This is a genomic window from Thermoanaerobacter sp. RKWS2 (assembly GCF_026240795.1).
GTDB lineage: Bacteria > Bacillota > Thermoanaerobacteria > Thermoanaerobacterales > Thermoanaerobacteraceae > Thermoanaerobacter > Thermoanaerobacter ethanolicus.
In genome coordinates, this window is record NZ_CP110888.1 from 1,367,806 (window position 1) to 1,386,821 (window position 19,016).

The 19,016-nt window shown below is 32.2% G+C and carries 23 protein-coding genes and 1 pseudogene; all 24 read right to left on the minus strand.

What is annotated here, in order from left to right; genetic code table 11:
- Nucleotides 1-67 precede the first annotated feature (67 nt).
- The gene (gene tsf / locus OEI98_RS07075; protein WP_003866734.1) at nucleotides 68-682 is read right to left on the minus strand and encodes a translation elongation factor Ts; all 615 of its coding nucleotides are present in this window, start codon (nucleotides 680-682) and stop codon (nucleotides 68-70) included.
- Between the two features lie 85 nt (nucleotides 683-767).
- The gene (gene rpsB / locus OEI98_RS07080) at nucleotides 768-1,475 is read right to left on the minus strand and encodes a 30S ribosomal protein S2 (RefSeq protein ID WP_003869145.1); all 708 of its coding nucleotides are present in this window, start codon (nucleotides 1,473-1,475) and stop codon (nucleotides 768-770) included.
- Between the two features lie 143 nt (nucleotides 1,476-1,618).
- Nucleotides 1,619-1,903: a hypothetical protein gene (locus OEI98_RS07085; RefSeq protein ID WP_004396200.1), complete on the minus strand. Its 285-nt coding sequence runs from the start codon at nucleotides 1,901-1,903 to the stop codon at nucleotides 1,619-1,621.
- A gap of 13 nt (nucleotides 1,904-1,916) precedes the next feature.
- Nucleotides 1,917-3,281, minus strand: a complete 1,365-nt coding sequence (locus OEI98_RS07090) for a DUF342 domain-containing protein (RefSeq protein WP_004396199.1) — start codon at nucleotides 3,279-3,281, stop codon at nucleotides 1,917-1,919.
- Nucleotides 3,282-3,296: 15 nt separating this feature from the next.
- Nucleotides 3,297-4,037, minus strand: a complete 741-nt coding sequence (locus tag OEI98_RS07095; RefSeq protein ID WP_004396198.1) for a FliA/WhiG family RNA polymerase sigma factor — start codon at nucleotides 4,035-4,037, stop codon at nucleotides 3,297-3,299.
- An 18-nt stretch (nucleotides 4,038-4,055) separates the two neighbouring features.
- Nucleotides 4,056-4,544, minus strand: a complete 489-nt coding sequence (locus OEI98_RS07100) for a chemotaxis protein CheD (protein ID WP_004396197.1) — start codon at nucleotides 4,542-4,544, stop codon at nucleotides 4,056-4,058.
- The gene (locus OEI98_RS07105; protein ID WP_019907682.1) at nucleotides 4,534-5,151 is read right to left on the minus strand and encodes a chemotaxis protein CheC; all 618 of its coding nucleotides are present in this window, start codon (nucleotides 5,149-5,151) and stop codon (nucleotides 4,534-4,536) included. The genes OEI98_RS07100 and OEI98_RS07105 overlap by 11 nt, the downstream gene beginning before the upstream one ends.
- Nucleotides 5,152-5,156: 5 nt before the next feature.
- The gene (locus OEI98_RS07110; RefSeq protein WP_004396195.1) at nucleotides 5,157-5,582 is read right to left on the minus strand and encodes a chemotaxis protein CheW; all 426 of its coding nucleotides are present in this window, start codon (nucleotides 5,580-5,582) and stop codon (nucleotides 5,157-5,159) included.
- 15 nt (nucleotides 5,583-5,597) lie between these two features.
- On the minus strand, nucleotides 5,598-7,580 hold the full coding sequence (locus tag OEI98_RS07115; protein ID WP_266040459.1) for a chemotaxis protein CheA: 1,983 nt from the start codon (nucleotides 7,578-7,580) through the stop codon (nucleotides 5,598-5,600).
- Nucleotides 7,570-8,154 (minus strand): CheB methylesterase domain-containing protein, encoded by a 585-nt coding sequence (locus tag OEI98_RS07120; protein ID WP_003866725.1) that lies wholly within the window; start codon nucleotides 8,152-8,154, stop codon nucleotides 7,570-7,572. Before OEI98_RS07120 ends, OEI98_RS07115 begins: the two co-directional genes overlap by 11 nt.
- Before the next feature lie 3 nt (nucleotides 8,155-8,157).
- Nucleotides 8,158-8,787, minus strand: a complete 630-nt coding sequence (locus OEI98_RS07125; protein WP_004396193.1) for a flagellar brake protein — start codon at nucleotides 8,785-8,787, stop codon at nucleotides 8,158-8,160.
- Nucleotides 8,784-9,638 carry a MinD/ParA family ATP-binding protein gene (locus OEI98_RS07130; protein WP_003869154.1) on the minus strand — a complete coding sequence of 285 codons (855 nt, stop codon included), beginning with the start codon at nucleotides 9,636-9,638 and terminating at the stop codon, nucleotides 8,784-8,786. Before OEI98_RS07130 ends, OEI98_RS07125 begins: the two co-directional genes overlap by 4 nt.
- Nucleotides 9,639-9,641: 3 nt before the next feature.
- Nucleotides 9,642-10,667, minus strand: coding sequence for a DEAD/DEAH box helicase family protein (locus OEI98_RS07135; protein WP_003869155.1), 1,026 nt, complete (start codon nucleotides 10,665-10,667; stop codon nucleotides 9,642-9,644).
- A complete protein-coding gene (flhA, locus tag OEI98_RS07140) occupies nucleotides 10,657-12,678 on the minus strand; it encodes a flagellar biosynthesis protein FlhA (RefSeq protein ID WP_266040463.1) in 2,022 nt (673 codons plus the stop codon). Before flhA ends, OEI98_RS07135 begins: the two co-directional genes overlap by 11 nt.
- Nucleotides 12,679-12,688: 10 nt before the next feature.
- Nucleotides 12,689-13,780 carry a flagellar biosynthesis protein FlhB gene (gene flhB / locus OEI98_RS07145; RefSeq protein WP_266040465.1) on the minus strand — a complete coding sequence of 364 codons (1,092 nt, stop codon included), beginning with the start codon at nucleotides 13,778-13,780 and terminating at the stop codon, nucleotides 12,689-12,691.
- Nucleotides 13,777-14,559 (minus strand): flagellar biosynthetic protein FliR, encoded by a 783-nt coding sequence (gene fliR, locus OEI98_RS07150; protein WP_006570399.1) that lies wholly within the window; start codon nucleotides 14,557-14,559, stop codon nucleotides 13,777-13,779. Before fliR ends, flhB begins: the two co-directional genes overlap by 4 nt.
- A gap of 6 nt (nucleotides 14,560-14,565) precedes the next feature.
- On the minus strand, nucleotides 14,566-14,835 hold the full coding sequence (gene fliQ, locus OEI98_RS07155) for a flagellar biosynthesis protein FliQ (protein ID WP_003869159.1): 270 nt from the start codon (nucleotides 14,833-14,835) through the stop codon (nucleotides 14,566-14,568).
- A gap of 13 nt (nucleotides 14,836-14,848) precedes the next feature.
- A complete protein-coding gene (gene fliP / locus OEI98_RS07160; RefSeq protein WP_266040467.1) occupies nucleotides 14,849-15,514 on the minus strand; it encodes a flagellar type III secretion system pore protein FliP in 666 nt (221 codons plus the stop codon).
- Nucleotides 15,511-15,888, minus strand: a complete 378-nt coding sequence (fliO, locus tag OEI98_RS07165; RefSeq protein ID WP_266040469.1) for a flagellar biosynthetic protein FliO — start codon at nucleotides 15,886-15,888, stop codon at nucleotides 15,511-15,513. Before fliO ends, fliP begins: the two co-directional genes overlap by 4 nt.
- A 10-nt stretch (nucleotides 15,889-15,898) precedes the next feature.
- Nucleotides 15,899-16,258 (minus strand): response regulator, encoded by a 360-nt coding sequence (locus OEI98_RS07170; RefSeq protein ID WP_003866715.1) that lies wholly within the window; start codon nucleotides 16,256-16,258, stop codon nucleotides 15,899-15,901.
- 19 nt (nucleotides 16,259-16,277) lie between these two features.
- Nucleotides 16,278-17,403, minus strand: a pseudogene (gene fliY, locus OEI98_RS07175) (flagellar motor switch phosphatase FliY).
- Nucleotides 17,396-18,394, minus strand: coding sequence for a flagellar motor switch protein FliM (fliM, locus tag OEI98_RS07180; RefSeq protein ID WP_003869163.1), 999 nt, complete (start codon nucleotides 18,392-18,394; stop codon nucleotides 17,396-17,398). Before fliM ends, fliY begins: the two are co-directional and overlap by 8 nt.
- A 15-nt stretch (nucleotides 18,395-18,409) precedes the next feature.
- Complete coding sequence (locus OEI98_RS07185) at nucleotides 18,410-18,817, minus strand: flagellar basal body-associated FliL family protein (RefSeq protein WP_003869164.1); 408 nt, start codon at nucleotides 18,815-18,817, stop codon at nucleotides 18,410-18,412.
- Nucleotides 18,814-19,011, minus strand: coding sequence for a flagellar FlbD family protein (locus OEI98_RS07190; RefSeq protein WP_003869165.1), 198 nt, complete (start codon nucleotides 19,009-19,011; stop codon nucleotides 18,814-18,816). The genes OEI98_RS07185 and OEI98_RS07190 overlap by 4 nt, the downstream gene beginning before the upstream one ends.
- Nucleotides 19,012-19,016 lie beyond the last annotated feature (5 nt).

Below are 19,016 nucleotides of genomic sequence, written 5' to 3' on the forward strand. Positions count from 1 at the left end.
AATCTTTTAAGTAATTTATAAAAATGGGACACAACCGTGTCCCTATGTGGTTGCCTATTTAATTTTATTACTCATTTGAGGAAGTTTCAATACCTTCTCCTCTTTCAAATCTGACAAATCTTCTTATTACAATGTTTTCTCCTAATTTTGCAATCGTCTCATTTAACAAATCTTTCACTGTTTTTTCTGGGTCTCTAATGTATTCTTGTTCTAACAAGCAATTCTCTTTATAAAATTTTTCAATACGTCCTTCAACTATTCTATCTACGACATTTTGTGGTTTCCCTTCATTTAACGCCTGTGCTTTTAAAATTTCTCTTTCTTTTTCCAAAACAGCTTGTGGCACATCTTCACGAGAAATATACTTTGGATTTGCGGCAGCAATTTGCATGCATATTTCTTTAACAAAATTTTTAAATTCATCAGTATTTGCAACAAAATCTGTCTCACAATTTACTTCTACTAAAACCCCTATTCTTCCACCACTGTGTATGTAGGCATCAACTAAGCCTTCATTAGCAACTCTACCTGCTTTTTTAGCAGCAGCAGCCAATCCTTTCTCTCTTAAAATATCTATGGCCTTTTCCATATCTCCATTTGCTTCCATTAAAGCTTTTTTACAATCCATCATTCCAGCGCCAGTTCGTTCTCTTAATTCTTTAACAGCTTGTGCTGATATCATTAGAAAAACCTCCTTAGATAATGATAAATGATATACAATAGTGGTAAGGAGCTTTGCCTTTTTCCTTACCACTAGACCAAAATTTTCACTCTTCTGAAGCAGCAAATTGTTCGCCTTGATTGCCTTCAATCACTGCATCTGCAATCTTTGAAGTAATAAGCTTGACAGCTCTTATAGCATCATCATTTCCTGGAATAGGATAATCGATTAGCTCAGGATCGCAATTGGTATCTACAATAGCTACAATTGGTATTTCCAAGCTTCGAGCTTCTGCCACAGCGATAGCTTCTTTTTTGGGGTCAACTATGAATAAAGCAGAAGGCAGAGACTGCATATTCTCTATTCCACCCAAAAATTTCTGCAATCTTTCCTTTTCTTTCCTAAGTTTTATTACCTCTTTTTTAGGAAGAACATCAAAAGTTCCATCTTCCTCCATTTTTTTGAGTTCTTTTAATCGTTGAATTCTTCCTCTAATTGTTTTAAAATTAGTTAGGGTTCCACCTAACCATCTTTGATTTACATAAAACATACCACATCTTTCTGCTTCTTCCTTAATAGAATCCTGAGCCTGTTTCTTGGTCCCAACAAAAAGAATAGTGCCTCCTTCCATGGCCAACTTTTTGACAAATTCATAAGCTTGTTCCAGTTTTTCTACCGTTTGTTGTAAATCAATGATGTAAATTCCATTTCTTTCTGTAAAAATATAAGGAGCCATTTTAGGGTTCCATCTTCTTGTTTGATGACCAAAATGTACCCCTGCCTCTAATAACTGCTTCATTGAAATTACCGACATACATCCACCTCCTATGGTTATTCCTCCGTCTAAATCCTCTTGCAAAAAGACCTTTTCAGGCACCCTTTTTGCAATCATTAGGCGTGTGTTATTGACTGACAATGAATACTATATTATATATTTTGCTAAATGTCAATATATTATCACACTTTTATGTCTAGATGGCCTATGTTTTTTTTACGTTTTTTATCCTTATCTTTTTCCTGCTTATTTTTTTGTTCAGAGTTTCGACGATCTTTTATAAGAGTTTTTTCTGTTTTCTCGAGTTCATTAGGCTTTGTCTTCTTTATTTCATTTTCTCTATTAGAAAGGGTTGTTATTTGCTGAGAATAAATGACAGGCTTTTGAAGGTCAATTTGTTTCAAATTTCCTACCTCTACAGTACGGGGTAGAATAGATTTTAAATCAATAGGGGCATTGGAGGACATAAAATTCATCTCCTTATTTTAGAGGAAAAAATTTTATTTCTTCCTCATTTTTTATAAACATAGCATATTTAATAGGTTCTTGTATTTTTAAAGTCACGTCATCAATGACGAGTTTAGTTCCTGGAAATATTGTATCAAAAACTTTTATAATTCCAATACTAGAACTTTTTATTTCCTCCTTTAAAGAATTTAATTCCTCACTTAGACGATGATTTAGAGAAATTAAATCTTGGAAAGATTTTTTAGCTTTATGATAAATCTCTTCTTTATCAGGAGGTAAGTTTTCGATTTTTTCTATGTACTTAAGAATTTTTCCTATTTTTTCTAATTGGGCATTGTTTTGTTCTATTTGACAAGTTAATTCCGCTATTTTCAGTCTCTTTTGAGGCAGTATACCTACTTGTAATTCTGTATACGTTCCCATTTTTGAACCAATATTTGCCGCTGAAATTTCTCTTGCAGCTACAATTTTACTGCCAATAATTTGGCTTTTATTTCCTAAAAGTTTTACACTTCCTCCTGCTTTTACATCGCAATAAATTATCGCTTCACTGTATATATCTTCTCCGGCTTCTACACTGCAGTTTTGTAAATACTTTGCTGTAATATTTCCTTCTGCGATAATTTTTGCCCTTCCAGCGCCCTGTACTCCTTTATGAATACTGATATTCCCTTTTGCTATTATAGTGGCTGCTTCCACTACTCCAAAAATTTCTATATTACCTTCACTTTCAACAGTAAAACCTGATTTAACATTTCCAGTAATTTTTACACTTGCTACCGTTTTTATGTTTCCTACAGAAGTGTCGACTTCTTTTACTTCCAAAAGAGTATGTACTTCTATTTTGTTGTTTAAAACCACAATATGGCCATCTACAGAAGCTACAAGCTTATCCTCATCAATATAAGTATTTTTTCCAAGAGGAAGTCTTACATCTTTGCCGCCTAGAGCATCAACTTTTTGTCCAAAAACATTAATTCCTGGTTGTCCTTCAGTAGGATTTATTTTTCGAGCTATTATTTGGCCCTTTTTAACGTTTTTAAACAAGTCCAAATTTTTATAGTCTACACTTCCGTCCTCCAAAATTTTTGGGGTTGCAGCCCTTTCTACGTCTATCTCAAAAATTATCTTTCCATCTTCTCCATTTATAGGCTTTTTACCTTCTGCAATTAATACACCTTTTACCTTTTTCAAATCTTTACAAATATTATCTATAACATCGAATTTTATTCCATATACTATATTATGTTTTGCTATTTCTTGTAATAAAACTTCTTTATTAATACTAATGCCATTGGGGTCTTCAATTAAAGTCAAATAAGCTTGTTGTTTATCTCTTGATACGTCAACAAGTACTTTATACTTTTTTTCATCCATTTTAAAGCCCCCATTTTAAAAGTATTCGCCTAACATTTCCCTTATCCTTTTAATAGCTTTTGTATGAATTTGTGATATTCTAGACTCTGTTAAATTCAAAATTTTGCTTATGTCTTTGTAGTTTAAATCTTCATAATAATACAATGTTATAACTAATCTTTCCTTATCTGGTAAACTCTCAATAGCACTTGCTAGCTTTCTTTTTAGTTCTTTGTACAATACTTCTTCTTCTGGATTTTTTAATTCTACATTTGAAATAGCATGTAATTTAAAATTATTTTCAATAGCTTCCTCTAAAGAGTTAATGTTAGAAACATTGATATAGCTTAAAGTCTTTAAAACATCTGTTTCATTTAAGCCGCAAGCTTCTGTTATTTCTTCAACTGTAGGTTCTCTATTATATTTTTGTTGAAGTGTTTCTACGGTTTCTTCTATTTTTTTGTACTTCTTTTTGAGGCTTCGAGGCATCCAATCTTTTCTTCGCAAATAGTCTATTATTTCTCCTCTTATTCTTAAAGTAGCGTAAGTTTCAAATTTTACACCTTTACTAGGCTGATATTTTTCAATTGCATCGATAAGGCCAATTACTCCTTGATTTATTAAGTCTTCATATTCAGATTGAGTAATATCAGAAATAATGAGTTTTTTAACAATATGTTTGACAAGTGGCATATACTTGATTATTATTTCATTTCGTAAATTTGGGTCTTTATTAGAATTATAAGTTTTCCATATATCCTCCTCCGCTAATGACATACAAAATTCCCCCAATTTTTAAATGTATTTAATTCCATAGCCAATAGTTTTAACTAACAGTCTTCCATCTTCAGAATAAAACTCAATAGTCCTTCCATAATTTCCACCTATATCTTCTGCAACGATTGGTATGCCAAGTTTTCCTAGCACTTCTTTAGTAGCAATAGCGTTTCTTTCTCCTATGTTCATAATGTCAGAATTTATTTTAGAAGAGAACATTTGCGCTCCTCCAGCAATTTTGCTAATCAACCTTTTAGGATTAGCACCTAATTTTACCATTTCTTCAATCAAAATTTGGATTCCGGTGTCGGCAAATTTAAGTTTGTTGGAATTATCAGACATTTTGTTACTATAAGGTAACATAATATGTACTAGTCCTGATACTTTTGTAATTGGGTCATAAAGAACAATTCCCACACAAGACCCCAGCCCAATAGTTGTAAGAATTCCTGGGCTTTGTGTGACCTTTGCATCTGCCATTCCAACCCTGTAAATCTTATTTTCCATTCACTTCAACTCCAAGCGCTTTTAGTATTAAATCAAAAGAGATAATATCTGGTATTAAGAAGAAATCACCTTTTATAAGTCTTTCACCCTCTATAAATTGGGTCTCAATAAACAAAATCTTATCAGAAATTTCTCCATATTTAATAGCCGGAACACTCAAAATTGCTCCTGCCATATCTATACTTATTGCGGGAGGTGAAATTTTCATATTTAAAGAAGTAAGAGTAGATAATGAGGCTACATAGCTACCCGCCATAATATTTCCTATTTCTTCTAAAGCGGATTTTTCTAACTCATCAAATTCTTCTTTTACTTCCAATCCCATGAGGCTCCAAATAAGAGAAGCAGCGCTTTTTATATCAAGTGCAAAAAGAATATTACCCTTTACATCTCCATCTAGATCGAAATAAATACCAACAATGATCGTATCAGCAGAGCCAAATATATCTGATACTTCTTGAAAATCTAGAATTTTTACCTTTGGCACTTGCATGTCCACTTTTTTGCCAATCATTGTTGAAAGAGCAGTTATAGCATTTCCTGCTCCAATATTTCCTAATTCTTTTAAAATGTCTAAGTACATTTCATTTAATCGATTAATATCCACATTTCTCACACCCTGACATCTAATAATTTTTTTAAATCTAAAATGAGAAATACCTTATCTTTAATTTTTCCTACTTTGCTGACGAATTTTCCAAATTCGTCAGAAGCCTCATTAAAAACCAAGTTATCAATATCTTCTTCTGCAATATCAACCACTTCATTAGCATTATCTACAATCATGCCTACTAACATATCGTAAGCCTTTAAAACCACAATTCTTGTATCTTCATCGTACTCTTTTTCTGGTAAACCCAATTTTGCTCTTAAAGAAATCACAGGAATTATTTCTCCTCTTAAATTTATAACGCCTTTTACATGACTTTCAGTCTGAGGAACTCTTGTTATAGGCATTACTTTTTCTATAGTCTGCACTTTTTCTATGTTTATTGCATATTCTTCCTCATCAATTTTGGCGATAACATATAGGCTCAAAATTCTCCCTCCCTGTTAAAACAAATTATTGGCATCGACAATCAAGGCCACTTGGCCATCTCCCAATATTGTAGCTCCTGCAATAACTTTGACATTAGAAAGATACTTCCCTAATGGTTTTATAACTATCTCTTGCTGACCAATTAATTCATCTACAGTACAGCATGCTAAATTTTCGCCTTTTTTGATAATTACACACACCAAATTTCCATTATTAGAAATCTTTTTGGTTTCTAATACTTCATTTAATCTTATTATTGGAATTACCTTTCCTCTAAAAAGAACTACTTCCTTTCCTTGAACATTGTGTATTTCTTCCTCTTTTTTATGAACTATTTCTGAAATTGAATTAAGGGGAATTGCAAATTTTTCATCTCCTACTTTTACTAATAAAGCTTGTATAATTGCTAAAGTAAGAGGAAGTTTAATTATAAATTTTGTTCCCTTATTTATTTCTGATAATATTTCAATTGAGCCGTTTAAGGATTCGATTTTATTTTTTACTACATCTAATCCTACGCCTCTGCCAGAAATATCTGTAACTTTGTCAGTAGTGCTAAAACCTGGCCTAAATAAAAGGTCTAAAATTTTATCTTTAGAAAGGTCATTTACTTGCTCAGCGGTGTAAATGCCTTTCTCTACTGCTTTTGCTTTGACTTTTTCTATATCAATTCCTCTTCCATCATCACTAACTTCTATTATGACATTATTACCTTCATGATAAGCTCTCAAATTAATGGTACCTTGTTCTGGTTTTCCTTTTTGCAACCTTTCTTGCGGTATTTCGATACCATGATCAATGGAATTTCTTATCAAATGAACTAAAGGATCACCAATTTCATCTATGACAGTTCTATCTACTTCTGTATCTTGTCCATACATATTGAGAACAATTTTTTTGCCTAACTCATAGGATAAATCCCTTACCATTCTTGGAAACCTGTTGAATACTCTTTCAACTGGTACCATTCTTACCTTCATAACAGCATCATGTAAATTAGTAGTTATTCTCTCTAAATATTCAATAGCACTTACAGTTTCAGAGTTTTTATTATCTGCCTCTAACCCTTCAAGGCGGGTTTTTATGATTATAAGCTCACTTACTAAATTCATTAAATTATCCAATCTGTCTATATCTACTCTTACACTTTTTGAAGTTTTATTATTGCTTTGAGATTTTTTTATGTTCTCAAAACTTTGAGATTGTGAAGAAGATACCTCTTTGACAAATCTTTCCCCTTCTTTATTTAAATCAATGTTTATTAGTTCCACTTCCACGTTGTTGACCTCAGCAATAGACAATAATCTTTTTTCAATACTTTCTTTATCCTCTTTTGTAATGATGTGAACAGTGAAACTATCCTCAAATTTTTCATCTTCAATGTCTTCTACAGAGGGAGAAGAATTTATTATGTCTCCTATTTCATCTAAACTATTAAAGATTATAAAAGCACGAGCGGATTTCATAACACACCCTTTGTCAATATGTACTGTTATTTTATAGGCTTTGTAATTATCTTTTGCTGCCTCTCTTATTATATCTTCTTCGTATACATTTAGTAGAGTATCGCTCCCAGAAGCATCATTTTCCTTTTGTACAATATTTTCTTTGTTTCCAGATTTAGAACTTACACCTGAAAGTAAAAATATCAACTCATCAATAGGTACATTATCTTCTCCTGTTTGTGATATTGAATCCAGCATTTCACTTAAAGTATCTACACACTTAAAAAGAATATCCATGATTGCATGAGAAATATGCAATTGACCATTTTTTACCTCTTGTAATACATCCTCCATTTTATGAGCTAATTTATTCATGTTTTCAAAGCCCATAGTAGCAGCCATGCCTTTTAAAGTATGGGCAGACCTAAAAATCTCATCGATTACTTGCCTATTTTCAGGGTCATTTTCCAAAAGCAATAAATTGCTATTTAAATTTTCTATATGCTCTTGTGATTCTTCAATAAATATATCGATGTATTGATTATTTTCCATAAAATTCCCTCACCTTCTCAATTATTTCTACTGGAATTTTATCCAAAGGAAGAACTTTATCAACAAATCCTGTTTTTATAGCGTTATAAGGCATTCCTTTCGCTAAAGAAGAATTGATATCCTGACATATAATAAAACTTCCTCTCTCTTTTAAAAACTTAAGTCCTTTCGAACCATCACTTCCCATACCTGTCAAAATAACAGCTATTATGCAAGCATTTATTTGGGAAGCACTTATGAAAGTAGCATCAATGGAAGGTTTATAAACAGATTCAAAATCAGTAGAAAGTTTAATTTTTACTTTATCATTCTCTTCAATTAATAATAAATTTTTATCGCCAGGTGCGATATAAGCTACATTTTTCAAAATTTCCTCTCCATCTACTGCTTCTTTTACTTTGAGATTACAACTTTGGTCTAATCTTTCTGCCATCATTTTAGTAAACTTTTCTGGCATATGTTGTACTACAATTACTGAAGCAAAAAGGTCCTTTGGTAAATTTGTCAATATATATTGCAGTGCTTTAGGCCCCCCAGTAGAAGCCCCAATTATAACAAGACAATCATTTTTCATAAATCATTCAATCCCTTTTTGTCTACTTTTTCTCTGTTCTTCAAAGATATAGCTTATAATTTTTTCTCTTACTTTTTCATCAATGTCCACATAACAGAGACCAATTTCATATCCTTTTTCTAATAATTCTTCATATCTCACTACTTTTCCGCTTACTGTTATCTCTTGGTCTAATGTAAAAACACAATTTATGATAGTCCCTACCTCTAATTTTTTATCTACCTTACATCTTAATCCTCCACCGCTTATATCTTGAATAAGGCCTTTATAAACCTTATCTTCTTCTCCACCACTAATAGTATAAGTAAAGGGAATCACTTTTTCTAATCTAAAATACTGTCTCCTTTGCAATCTTTCTACACTGCTTATAGGCATTATTTCTAAAAGAGCAAGTTTTCCAGAAAATCTATTTAAAACCTTGGCATAAAAGGTAAATAAACCTTGTTTTGTAAAATAAATTATTTGAACTATTGAACCTATTCTCACAGGAACTAAATGTCCACTGTATACTGGAGTATCAATTAATATAGTTCCATTTTTAGAAATATCCTGTACTTGAGATGAGTACATATTTTGACTATTGTTTAACCCTAATCTTAATTTCTGCCCTGGTTGTAAATTTATCTGATTCATCTAAATCCTCCTCTATTTATAAGTCTAGAAAAAATACCCCACAACCCCTTGTTTTCTATAGGAGGAGGTTGATTAGCTATTTGAGCTGCAATTTGCAATATCCTTTTTGAGGTTTTACTATTTTCATATTTAAGAACAATGGGATGTTGCTCAATTATACATTCCATCATCTTTTCGTCATTTTCCAAATAACCCAAATCAATCAAAGGAACACCCAAATAGTTTTTAACTACTGCTTCAAACCTCTCATAAATTTTTTTGTATTCATTAAAATTTTTTACCTTATTTATCAGCACATTAATCTTTTTATCTTCACCTACCAGTGAATACTTAATAAGAGTATATGCATCCATAATAGACGTGGGTTCAGGAGTTACTATGAGTAAAACTTCATCGGCCGCTTTCAAAAAATTGCTAATTACGTTATTGAGCCCTGCACCCGTATCTATAATAATAAAATCGGAATAATAGTCTAAAATTTTAATGTTGTTTAGAAAAAGGCTTAAATCTACTCCTTCATTGATAAGGTTGAAATCTCCACCAGAAGATATGTATTTTATGCCTAAAGGTCCTTCGCTTATGACTTCTGTTATCATTTTGTTGTTGTATAAAACATCTAATAAAGTATACTTAGAAGTAACTCCTAATTCAATTTCGACATTTGAAAATCCCAAATCTGCATCAATAATCGTAACATTATAGCCCAATTTTTTAAGCCCCAAAGAAAGATTTACTGAGATACATGTTTTGCCAATGCCGCCTTTTCCACCTGTAATTGTAATAACCCTGCTTCTTTTTATTTTATTTTTTTGGGAAACCAATTTTCTTAAACTTTCAGCCTGGTCCATCATATACTAATTCCCCTTTACTATACTTGAGGCGATAATTTCACTTCCTGCTAAAGTTATATCATCAGGAACTATTTGTCCATTTGTAAAATAAGAAATTGGCCGCCCTGAATAATAAACAGCATTTAAAATGGAACTATAATTATCGGTTTCATCTAATTTTGTAAAAATTAATTTATAATCTCCTGCAAATTCATATCTTTTTATCACTTCCTTTAAATCTTCCGATTTAGTCGTAGCACTCAAGCATAAATAAGTTTCATCACAGTTTGCATATTTAATGAAGGTTTTCAATTCATTTATTCGCTTTTCATCTTTATGGCTTCTTCCCGCTGTATCTATCAAAACAGCATCGTACTTTTCAAGCTCTGGCTGAAGTTTATGAAGGTCAAAAATATTATTTACTACTTTTACTGGCACTCCCAAAATTTCCCCATAAGTTTTCAGCTGGTCTACCGCCGCTATTCTGAAAATGTCTGCTGTAACGAGCATTATATTTTTACCTTCATTCAATATCAAATTAGAAGCAATTTTTGCAATTGTAGTAGTTTTCCCCACTCCAGTAGGTCCAATGAACAAAATTTTTTTGCTTTTTTCAGTATTCAATTTTTGAGGAGGTCCCATAAAAGCCTCTATTCGTTCTTTTAAAATTTTTATTCCTTTATTATCAAGTTCATCAATTCCCTCTCCTAACAAGTGTGATACTTCCCTTTCTATCCCATAATCCATTAATCTAGAAACTAAAGTTTTTTCCTTAGTTTCTGTAACCGCTTCATTTTTATTGACTGCTATAGTTTTTATCAAATTTTTAAGTTCATTTATATCATTTTTTGTAATACTTTCTTTAGGTATTACCGGTGGGTAATCTTCTACCGCTGCTACTACTTCCACTTTACTCTTCTTAAAAAGTCCTATAATCCCTCTTTCTTTAATTTTGTTTTGATGAAGTATTACAGCGTTACTTCCCATTTCCGCTTTTATCATTCTTAAAGCTTCTTGATAATCGTTAGCAATATATTTTTTAACTTTCATTTAACCTCACCGTCCCCACCGATGTAACTTCAATTTTTGGTAAAAGTTCATTATATGACAAAACAGCAATATCGGGAGAAATTTGTTCTACTAACTTTCTGAGATAAAATCGAGTTACAGGCGCTGTCAGAATTACAGGTTGTCCACCCTTTAAAGTTACCTTTTTTACTAATTCATGGATACTCTTTAAAATCCTTTGTGCCGAAGAAGGCTCCAATGCTAAATAAGAACCATGTTCTGTCTGAGTTATACTAGAGGATATTAACTGTTCAGCACTCGGATCTAACGTTATAACTTCAATTTTACCACCTGCAGCATATTTATTGGAAATAGTACGAGCTAAAGCCTGTCTTACATACTCTGTTAAAACATCTGTATCTCGTATAATAGGGGCATAATCAGCTAAAGTCTCTAATATGGTGACTAAATCTCTAATAGATAGCCCCTCTCTTAAAAGGTTAGAAAGCACTTTTTCTATTTCACCTATTGTTAAAAGCTTAGGAACTAATTCTTCTATTAAGGCAGGATTTGTAGTTTTTACATTGTCAATTAAACTCTGCACTTCTTGCCTTCCTAAAAGTTCATGGGCATGCTGTCTTATAATATGAGTAAGGTGAGTAGCAATGACAGAAGGAACATCTACGACGGTATATCCTCTTGCCTCAACCATTGACCTTTCGTTTTCATCTACCCAAATTGCAGGCAATCCAAAAGTTGGTTCTCTTTCTCGAATTCCAGAAATATCTTCATCTATTTCTCCGGCAGTCATAGCCATATACCTATCAACGTATACCTTGCCTCTGGCAATTTCATTTCCTCTAATCTTTATGACGTATTCATTTGGTTTTAATTGAATATTATCTCTTAAACGAATCATTGGGACCACAATACCCAAATCAAGAGCAATTTGTCTTCTTATCATGACAATTCTATCTAACAATTCTCCACTTGCAAGAGGAATCAATTCATAACCAAATTCCAGTTCAATAGGGTCAACTTGCAATAATTCATATACTTTCTTAGGATCTCTTATATTCTCTAACTCTTTTATGTTTTCTTCTTGTTCTTCTTCTTTTACTGTTACTTTTTGAGTCCCTGCAAATCCAAGATATGCAAACAATGAACCCATTAAGATAAGTGGGAGTTTAGGTAAAAGAGGTACTAATACCAATGCGAAGAGCAACCCAGCTGCTATTTTCAGAATTCGAGGCTGATTGAAAAGCTGCTTTATTACATCCCCTCCTAAATTTGATTCAGAAGCTGAACGAGTGACAATCATTCCAGTAGCAGTTGATATTAAAAGTGCTGGTATTTGATTTACCAAACCCTCGCCTACTGTTAAAACAGTATAAGTATTTAAAGCCCTATTTATATCCATCCCCTTCATTACCATTCCAATAATGAGACCTGCAACAATATTTATAATTATAACAATTATAGAAACAATTGCATCGCCTTTGACAAATTTACTAGCACCATCCATTGCCCCATAAAATTTTGCCTCTTTCTGTATTTCTTTTCTCCTCTCACGAGCTTCTTTTTCTGTTATAAGACCTGCGTTTAAATCAGCATCTATTGCCATTTGCTTTCCCGGCATTGCATCCAAAGTAAATCTTGCTGACACTTCAGATACTCTCTCTGCTCCTCTGGTTATGACGATAAATTGTACAATTGCAATTATCAAGAAAATAATAAATCCGACAACTGGATTTCCACTTATTACAAAACTTCCAAAGGCCTGTATTACGCCACCTGCATAGGCATTGCTTAAAATAAGTCTCGTACTCGAAATGTTAAGAGCCAGTCTCAGAAGAGTAGTTATTAATAATATAGAAGGAAATATAGAAAAATCTAAAGCATCTTTTACATACATAGTAGTTAAAAGTATTATTATAGACAAAGTTATGTTAAATATTAATAAAAAGTCCATGATAACAGGTGGTACAGGAATTATTATGAGCAAGACTATTCCTACTACAAAAAGAACCACAGTAAACTCAGAGGCTTTCAAATTATCCCTCCTATTCTCCCTTTAAGCTGTAGACATAAGCCAAAACTTCAGCTACAGCTTGATAAAGCTCTGGTGGAATCATATCTCCTATTTCAGTAGACCTATACAGTGCTTGAGCCAATGGCTTATTCTCTACTATAGGGATATTTAACTTCTTAGCTTCTTCTTTTATTCTGAGGGCAATAATGTCCTGCCCTTTAGCTATCACTACAGGTGCATCATTGACATTACTATCGTACATAAGAGCAACAGCAAGATGAGTTGGGTTTGTTATTACGACATCTGCCTTTTTTAAGTCTTGCATCATTCTTCTCATAGAAACTTGTCGCTGCTTTCTTCTTATCTCTGCTTTTATCTGTGGGTTTCCTTCTGTCTCTTTAAACTCTTCCTTTATGTCCTCTTTACTCATTTTAAGACTTGTTTCATATTCTCTCCACTGGAAGAAATAATCTAACGCTCCAAGAACAATAAGTACAATTCCTATTCTAATAGTAATTCCCAAAAGTATGTTTAAAGCGTATTTTAATATATCTTGAACTGACATATCAAGAAGCATTGGTATACCTTTATATTGAGAAGCTAAAAAAGAGTACATTATATAGAAAAGAACTGCCACTTTAGCAATAGATTTAGCTAATTCTACTAATGCTCTTTTTGAAAAAATTCTCTTAAAGCCCTCCACAGGATTTAATCTTTCGAATTTAAAGGCAAGGGGCTCGGTTGTAAATACAAAGCCTACTTGAAGATAAGTTGATGCAAGAGAAACAACAAAAATCAATAAAATTATAGGCATAATTATTGATATTGCTTGTTGCAAGACGTATGTAAACAGATTTCGTATACCTACTACATTAAAAACATCGTCATTAGCTCCAGAATAGGTATAAATCAAATACTTTGTTAAAACCATCATTTTTCCTAAAAAAGGTATTGCAAGTATATTTACTGCCAAAAAACCTGCTACAATTACTAAAGCAGAAGTTATTTCTCTGCTTTGGAAGACTTGTCCTTTTTTTCTTGCGTCTTGTCGCCTTTTAGGGGTAGCTGGTTCAGTTTTTTCTTCAGCAAACAATTGTAAATTTATTTTACTCAAAACTATCACCTTGTCATAAATTTCATCAATCTAAAAATGTCAGCATTCATTCCATTAAACATAAAATCTATAATTGTCAGGTACATCGGCAACATAATAAGCAAAGTAAAGATTCCAACAAAAATCTTCGCTGGCATTCCTATCATAAAGACGTTAAGCTGAGGTATAGTACGGGAGATTATTCCCAGAGTTAAATCTGTCAAAAGAGTTGTTAAAATTATAGGAGCACTTATTCTAAAACCTAATATAAACATATCAGAGACCATTTTTGTTAAGACCTGAGACATACCAGATAAATCAAAAGCAACTTTCCCAATAGGAATTATATCAACGCTTTTAGCCAACATTGTAAATAAGGTATAATGGCCATTCATAAGCATGAAGATAAGGATTGTCAAAATATATATGAAATTTCCCATTAAAGGAACTTGGGTTTCACTATGAATGTCTAAAATGTTTACTAGTCCAAAACCCAACTGATAATCAATTAGCTGACCGGCTAAATGTATAGCACTGAAGGATATCATAGATGCCAGCCCTATCACGAGTCCAACAATGAACTCAGATATGACAACAATAAAGTAATCTAAAACATTATTTATTTGCAAATCCACTGGTCCCATGGTATCAAAAACAATTACTGCAGCAAAAAAACCTAAACCTATTTTAAAAGTAGTAGGAACATTTTTTGTACCAAAAAAAGGTGTAAGTATAAAAATGCCAAGCATTCTGACGAAAAGTAATATAAAAACTTGAACATTTTGAAGTAAATACTGAATTATATCCATTTTACATCACTTTATAAAATTATTAATATTTAAAAACAACCTTTGAGTGTAGTTGACCAAAGTAGTAAGCATCCATGGCCCAAATAGAATTAGACTTATAAGTATAGCGACAATTTTAGGAACAAAAGATAAAGTTTGTTCCTGAATTTGTGTAGTAGCTTGAAAAATGCTAATTAAAAGTCCTACCCCTAATGCTACTGCTAATAAAGGAGTAGCAACTGTTAAGGCAATAGTTAAAGCTTCTCTTCCTATATCTATAACCATTCCCGTATTCAACTTGTTTCATCTCCTATCTAAAACCTAAAATCAAAGATTTTACAACCAGGTTCCATCCATCCACCAAAATAAAAAGTAACACTTTAAAGGGAAGAGATATCAAAACAGGTGGCAACATAAACATACCCATTGACATTAAAACACTGGCGACTACTATATCAATTATCAAAAAGGGAATGTAAATTATAAAGCCAATTTCAAAAGCAGTTTTTAATTCACTGATGATAAAAGAAGGAATGACCACTCTCATGGGAAGGTCTTCTGCATTATTTACTTTAATTTTAGCTAAACTTACAAAAAGATTTAAATCACTTTGCCTTGTTTGCTTCAACATAAAATTTTTCAATGGTTTGATAGAATTTTGATACGCTTCCTCTTGAGTTATTTTTCCTTCAGTATAAGGTTTAATAGCATTATTGTTGATATCTTGCCCCACAGGAGCCATTATATACAGAGTGAGAAACAAAGCCAAACCAATTAACACTTGATTAGGAGGCATTTGTTGAAGTCCTAACGCGTTTCTCAAAAAAGACAGCACAACTACTATGCGAGTAAATGAAGTCATCATTATCAAAATAGAAGGTGCCAAAGTCAAAACTGTCAGCAGAAGAACTATTTGTAGGCTTGTAGCTATATTTGAAGGAGCTGTTACCGATGAAACCCAATCTCCTAAATTCATTTTTGCTCACCATCTTTTTTAGACAAATATCTGTTTTTTAGCAGTTTTAATCTCTCTATTGAAATATTCAAATTTGTCACAAAATCTTTATCATTAGTTAGAACTTTTATATCTTCTTTATTTATCTCTGTAAGATAAGTTATATTGTTGTTACTCACACCTATAAGAAAAAATTTGTCTCCTACCTTCACTATATATAAACCTTTATCTCTACCTAAAATAATATAGTCTATCACCTGTAAATTAGTAGAGCGAGTATATCTTAAAGTACTTTGTCCTATAAATCGGGTTATATAGAAAGCCGCTCCAATTACTAAAAGGAAAGCAATTAAATACCATATCAATTGAAAAACATATTCTGTGCCATTAGACACTTTAAGCGCCTCACTTCAACAATTTTTTAATAGCTTCCACTACTCTATCAGGTTGGAAAGGCTTTACGATAAAATCTTTTGCTCCTGCTTGAATTGCCTCGATAACCATAGCTTGTTGCCCCATAGCAGAGCACATTATTATTTTTGCATTGGGATCCTTTGCACGGATTGCCTTTACTGCTTGTATTCCATCCATTTCCGGCATAGTAATATCCATAATAACCAGATCTGGATTTTCTTGAAAATATTTTTCTACTGCTACAGCACCATTTTCGGCTTCTACTACACTCCCTAAATTGTTTTTTGAAATAATATCTTTAATCATCATCCTCATAAAAGCAGCATCGTCAACTATCATTATTTTGCTCACAAATGATTCCTCCTCATCTTTATTCTATATTGCTAATTCTTTTGCTTTGATGAACAATATCTATAATTCTAACCCCAAAATTCTCATCAATTACCACTACTTCCCCTTTAGCTATGTACTTTCCATTTGCCAAAATATCTACTGGCTCACCTGCCAATTTATCCAATTCAATAATAGAACCTTCACTTAATTCTAAAATATCTTTTATAAGTTTTTTAGTCTTGCCTAATTCGACAGTAATAGTAAGAGGAACATCTAAAATTAAATCTAAATTTTCTTTATCTTTTTTACCTTTAGAAGAAGAATCTTCGTCAAAGCTTTGAAAAACTACAGGACTTACATTGACTTTCTGTTCTTTCTTGGTAACTTTCCCCCCTGGTGATATATTATTAGCTGTTTCGACAATCTTTTCATCATTTTCTATTATAACATTAGAACTCTCTTCTTGGAAAGTCACTTCTGATGGTTTTTCTTCATTTTTCGACAAAACACTTTGCACTAGTTCCTTAGCAAAATCAAGAGGCAAAAGCTGCATAATTTCACTATCGATTATTTCTCCTACTTCCATTTTAAAGGCAATTTTTACTACATCGCCTTCCGGAAATGAAATATCTGTTGGCAAAGAGGCAGTAAAATCAACAATAAAAGCTTTAGGCGGTGAAATATTTATAGTTTTATTGAGAAGGGTAGAAAGAGAAGTAGCAGCAGAACCTATCATTTGGTTCATGGCTTCTCCTATTGCACTTAAATGCAGATCAGTAATTTCTCCATCTTCTACTTTTCCTTCTCCCCCATCATCAAATCTGTCATTTTAAGTACATCTTCTTTTTTAAAATAAGAAGGTTATGACCTTTTAGTCCTTCCGTGTACTCTACTTCAACACCCACGTAAGGAATATTAAATTCCTTTTTCAACTCTTCCCAAGACAGTACTGAAACTTTTGGAGTAGTAATAGTAACTTTATTTCTCAATAAAGTATATAAAGTAGTGGCTGAAGTGCCAAAACTTATATTTCCAATTTCACCTAATATATCTTTTTCTTCTTCTGTTAATTCTTTTAAATTTGTAACTTGGTTTTCAGTAGATTCCTCCGTTAATCCCTTTAATAGTGCATTTATTTCCTCTTGTGATAAAAAGTCATTCACTTTCTTCATCTCCTTTGTAAATAACTTCTGTTATTCTTACACTGTATTTGTTATTTTTGATGCCAGGTATACCTCTAAATTTGACTTTTTTATCGATTATTATATCTACAGGTTCTTTGAAATGTTTATCTAACATAATTATATCTCCTATTTCAAGCTCCAAAAATTCTTTTACAGTAATGGTTGTAGAACCAAGTTGAGCAGTAAGGGGTATATAAGTTTTGCTTATTTTACTCTTTATAAGTTCCGGATTTACCTTATCTTCTTTTTTCATGCTAGAAAACCAAAATTTCGTCGTTAATTTGGGTACAATAGGTTCTAATGTCAAATGAGGCATACAAAAATTCATTATTCCTTCTGTTTCATTGATTTTTATAGATAAAGTACACAAAGCTACAGTCTCATTAGGAGATATTATTTGAGCAAACTGCGAATTAGTTTCCACTCTTATTAAAGAGGGATTAATATCTAATATATTACTCCACGGTTCCTTGAAAAGTGGAAGTATTTGTTTTACAATTTTAGTCAAAAGGCTAATCTCGATCTCAGTGTAATCCCTATCCAAAAGCTCGCCTTTTCCCATTCCTCCCAAAATTCTATCAAGTATTGCATAAGTAGTATTATTATTAAATTCCAAGAGAAAAGGGCCTTCTAAAGGAGCTGCATCAATAATAGCAATGAAAACTGGATTGTTTAAAGAATTACTAAACTCATAATAAGTCAGCTGGTCAACAGAGACCACTGTAACATTTACTATTGTTCTCAAATATCCTGACAAAAAGGAAGTTAGAGACCTTGACAAATTTTCAAAAATCATTTGAAGAGTTCGCAGTTGTTCTTTTGAAAATTTATTAGGCCTTCTAAAATCATAATTTCTTATCTTTTTACTTTTAGTTTCTTCTGCTTTTTCAATTTCTTGGACATCTAACCCACCCGAACTAAAAGCTTTTAATAGTTCATCTATCTCGCTCTGCGATAATATTTCAGCCAAAAGCCCCCCTCCTCCCTATTGAACAATAAATTCATCAAAATATACATTTACAATTTTTCCTTCACCTATTATTTTATTTATCTCATTTTTTATATCGTTTTTTAACTTCTCCTGTCCTTCAGGCCCTTCCACGTCTTGTTCTGTTTTTCCTCTTAAAATTTGGATTATCAAATCTCTAATCTGGGGATTCCTCTCTTCTAAGGTTTTTAAAATATTTTTATCTGCAACTTGCAACTCTATTGTTGCCTTGACAAATTTTCCGTCTCCCTTTAAATTAGTTATAAATTCTCCGCCAGGAGAGTAATTATAATAGGTGATTTCTTTAGGTTTGTTAGTAAATGCAAAATTATTAAAATATACGAAAGCAATACCAAACGATAAAACTGCCGCAACTACTGCTATAAGAATCGTCTTTGTATTCATTCTAACACCTCTTTAGTGAAAATTTTTTGCTTATATTCTATGACTCTTTGTATAATTTCCTCTGGCGTTTCTTTTACAACTATTTTTTTACCAGTGGTAAGGCTTATGACCGTATCTGGTGTTCTCTCTATGAATTCAATTAACTCAGCGTTGACAATGAATTCTTCATTATTAAGACGGGTAACATAAATCATAATTT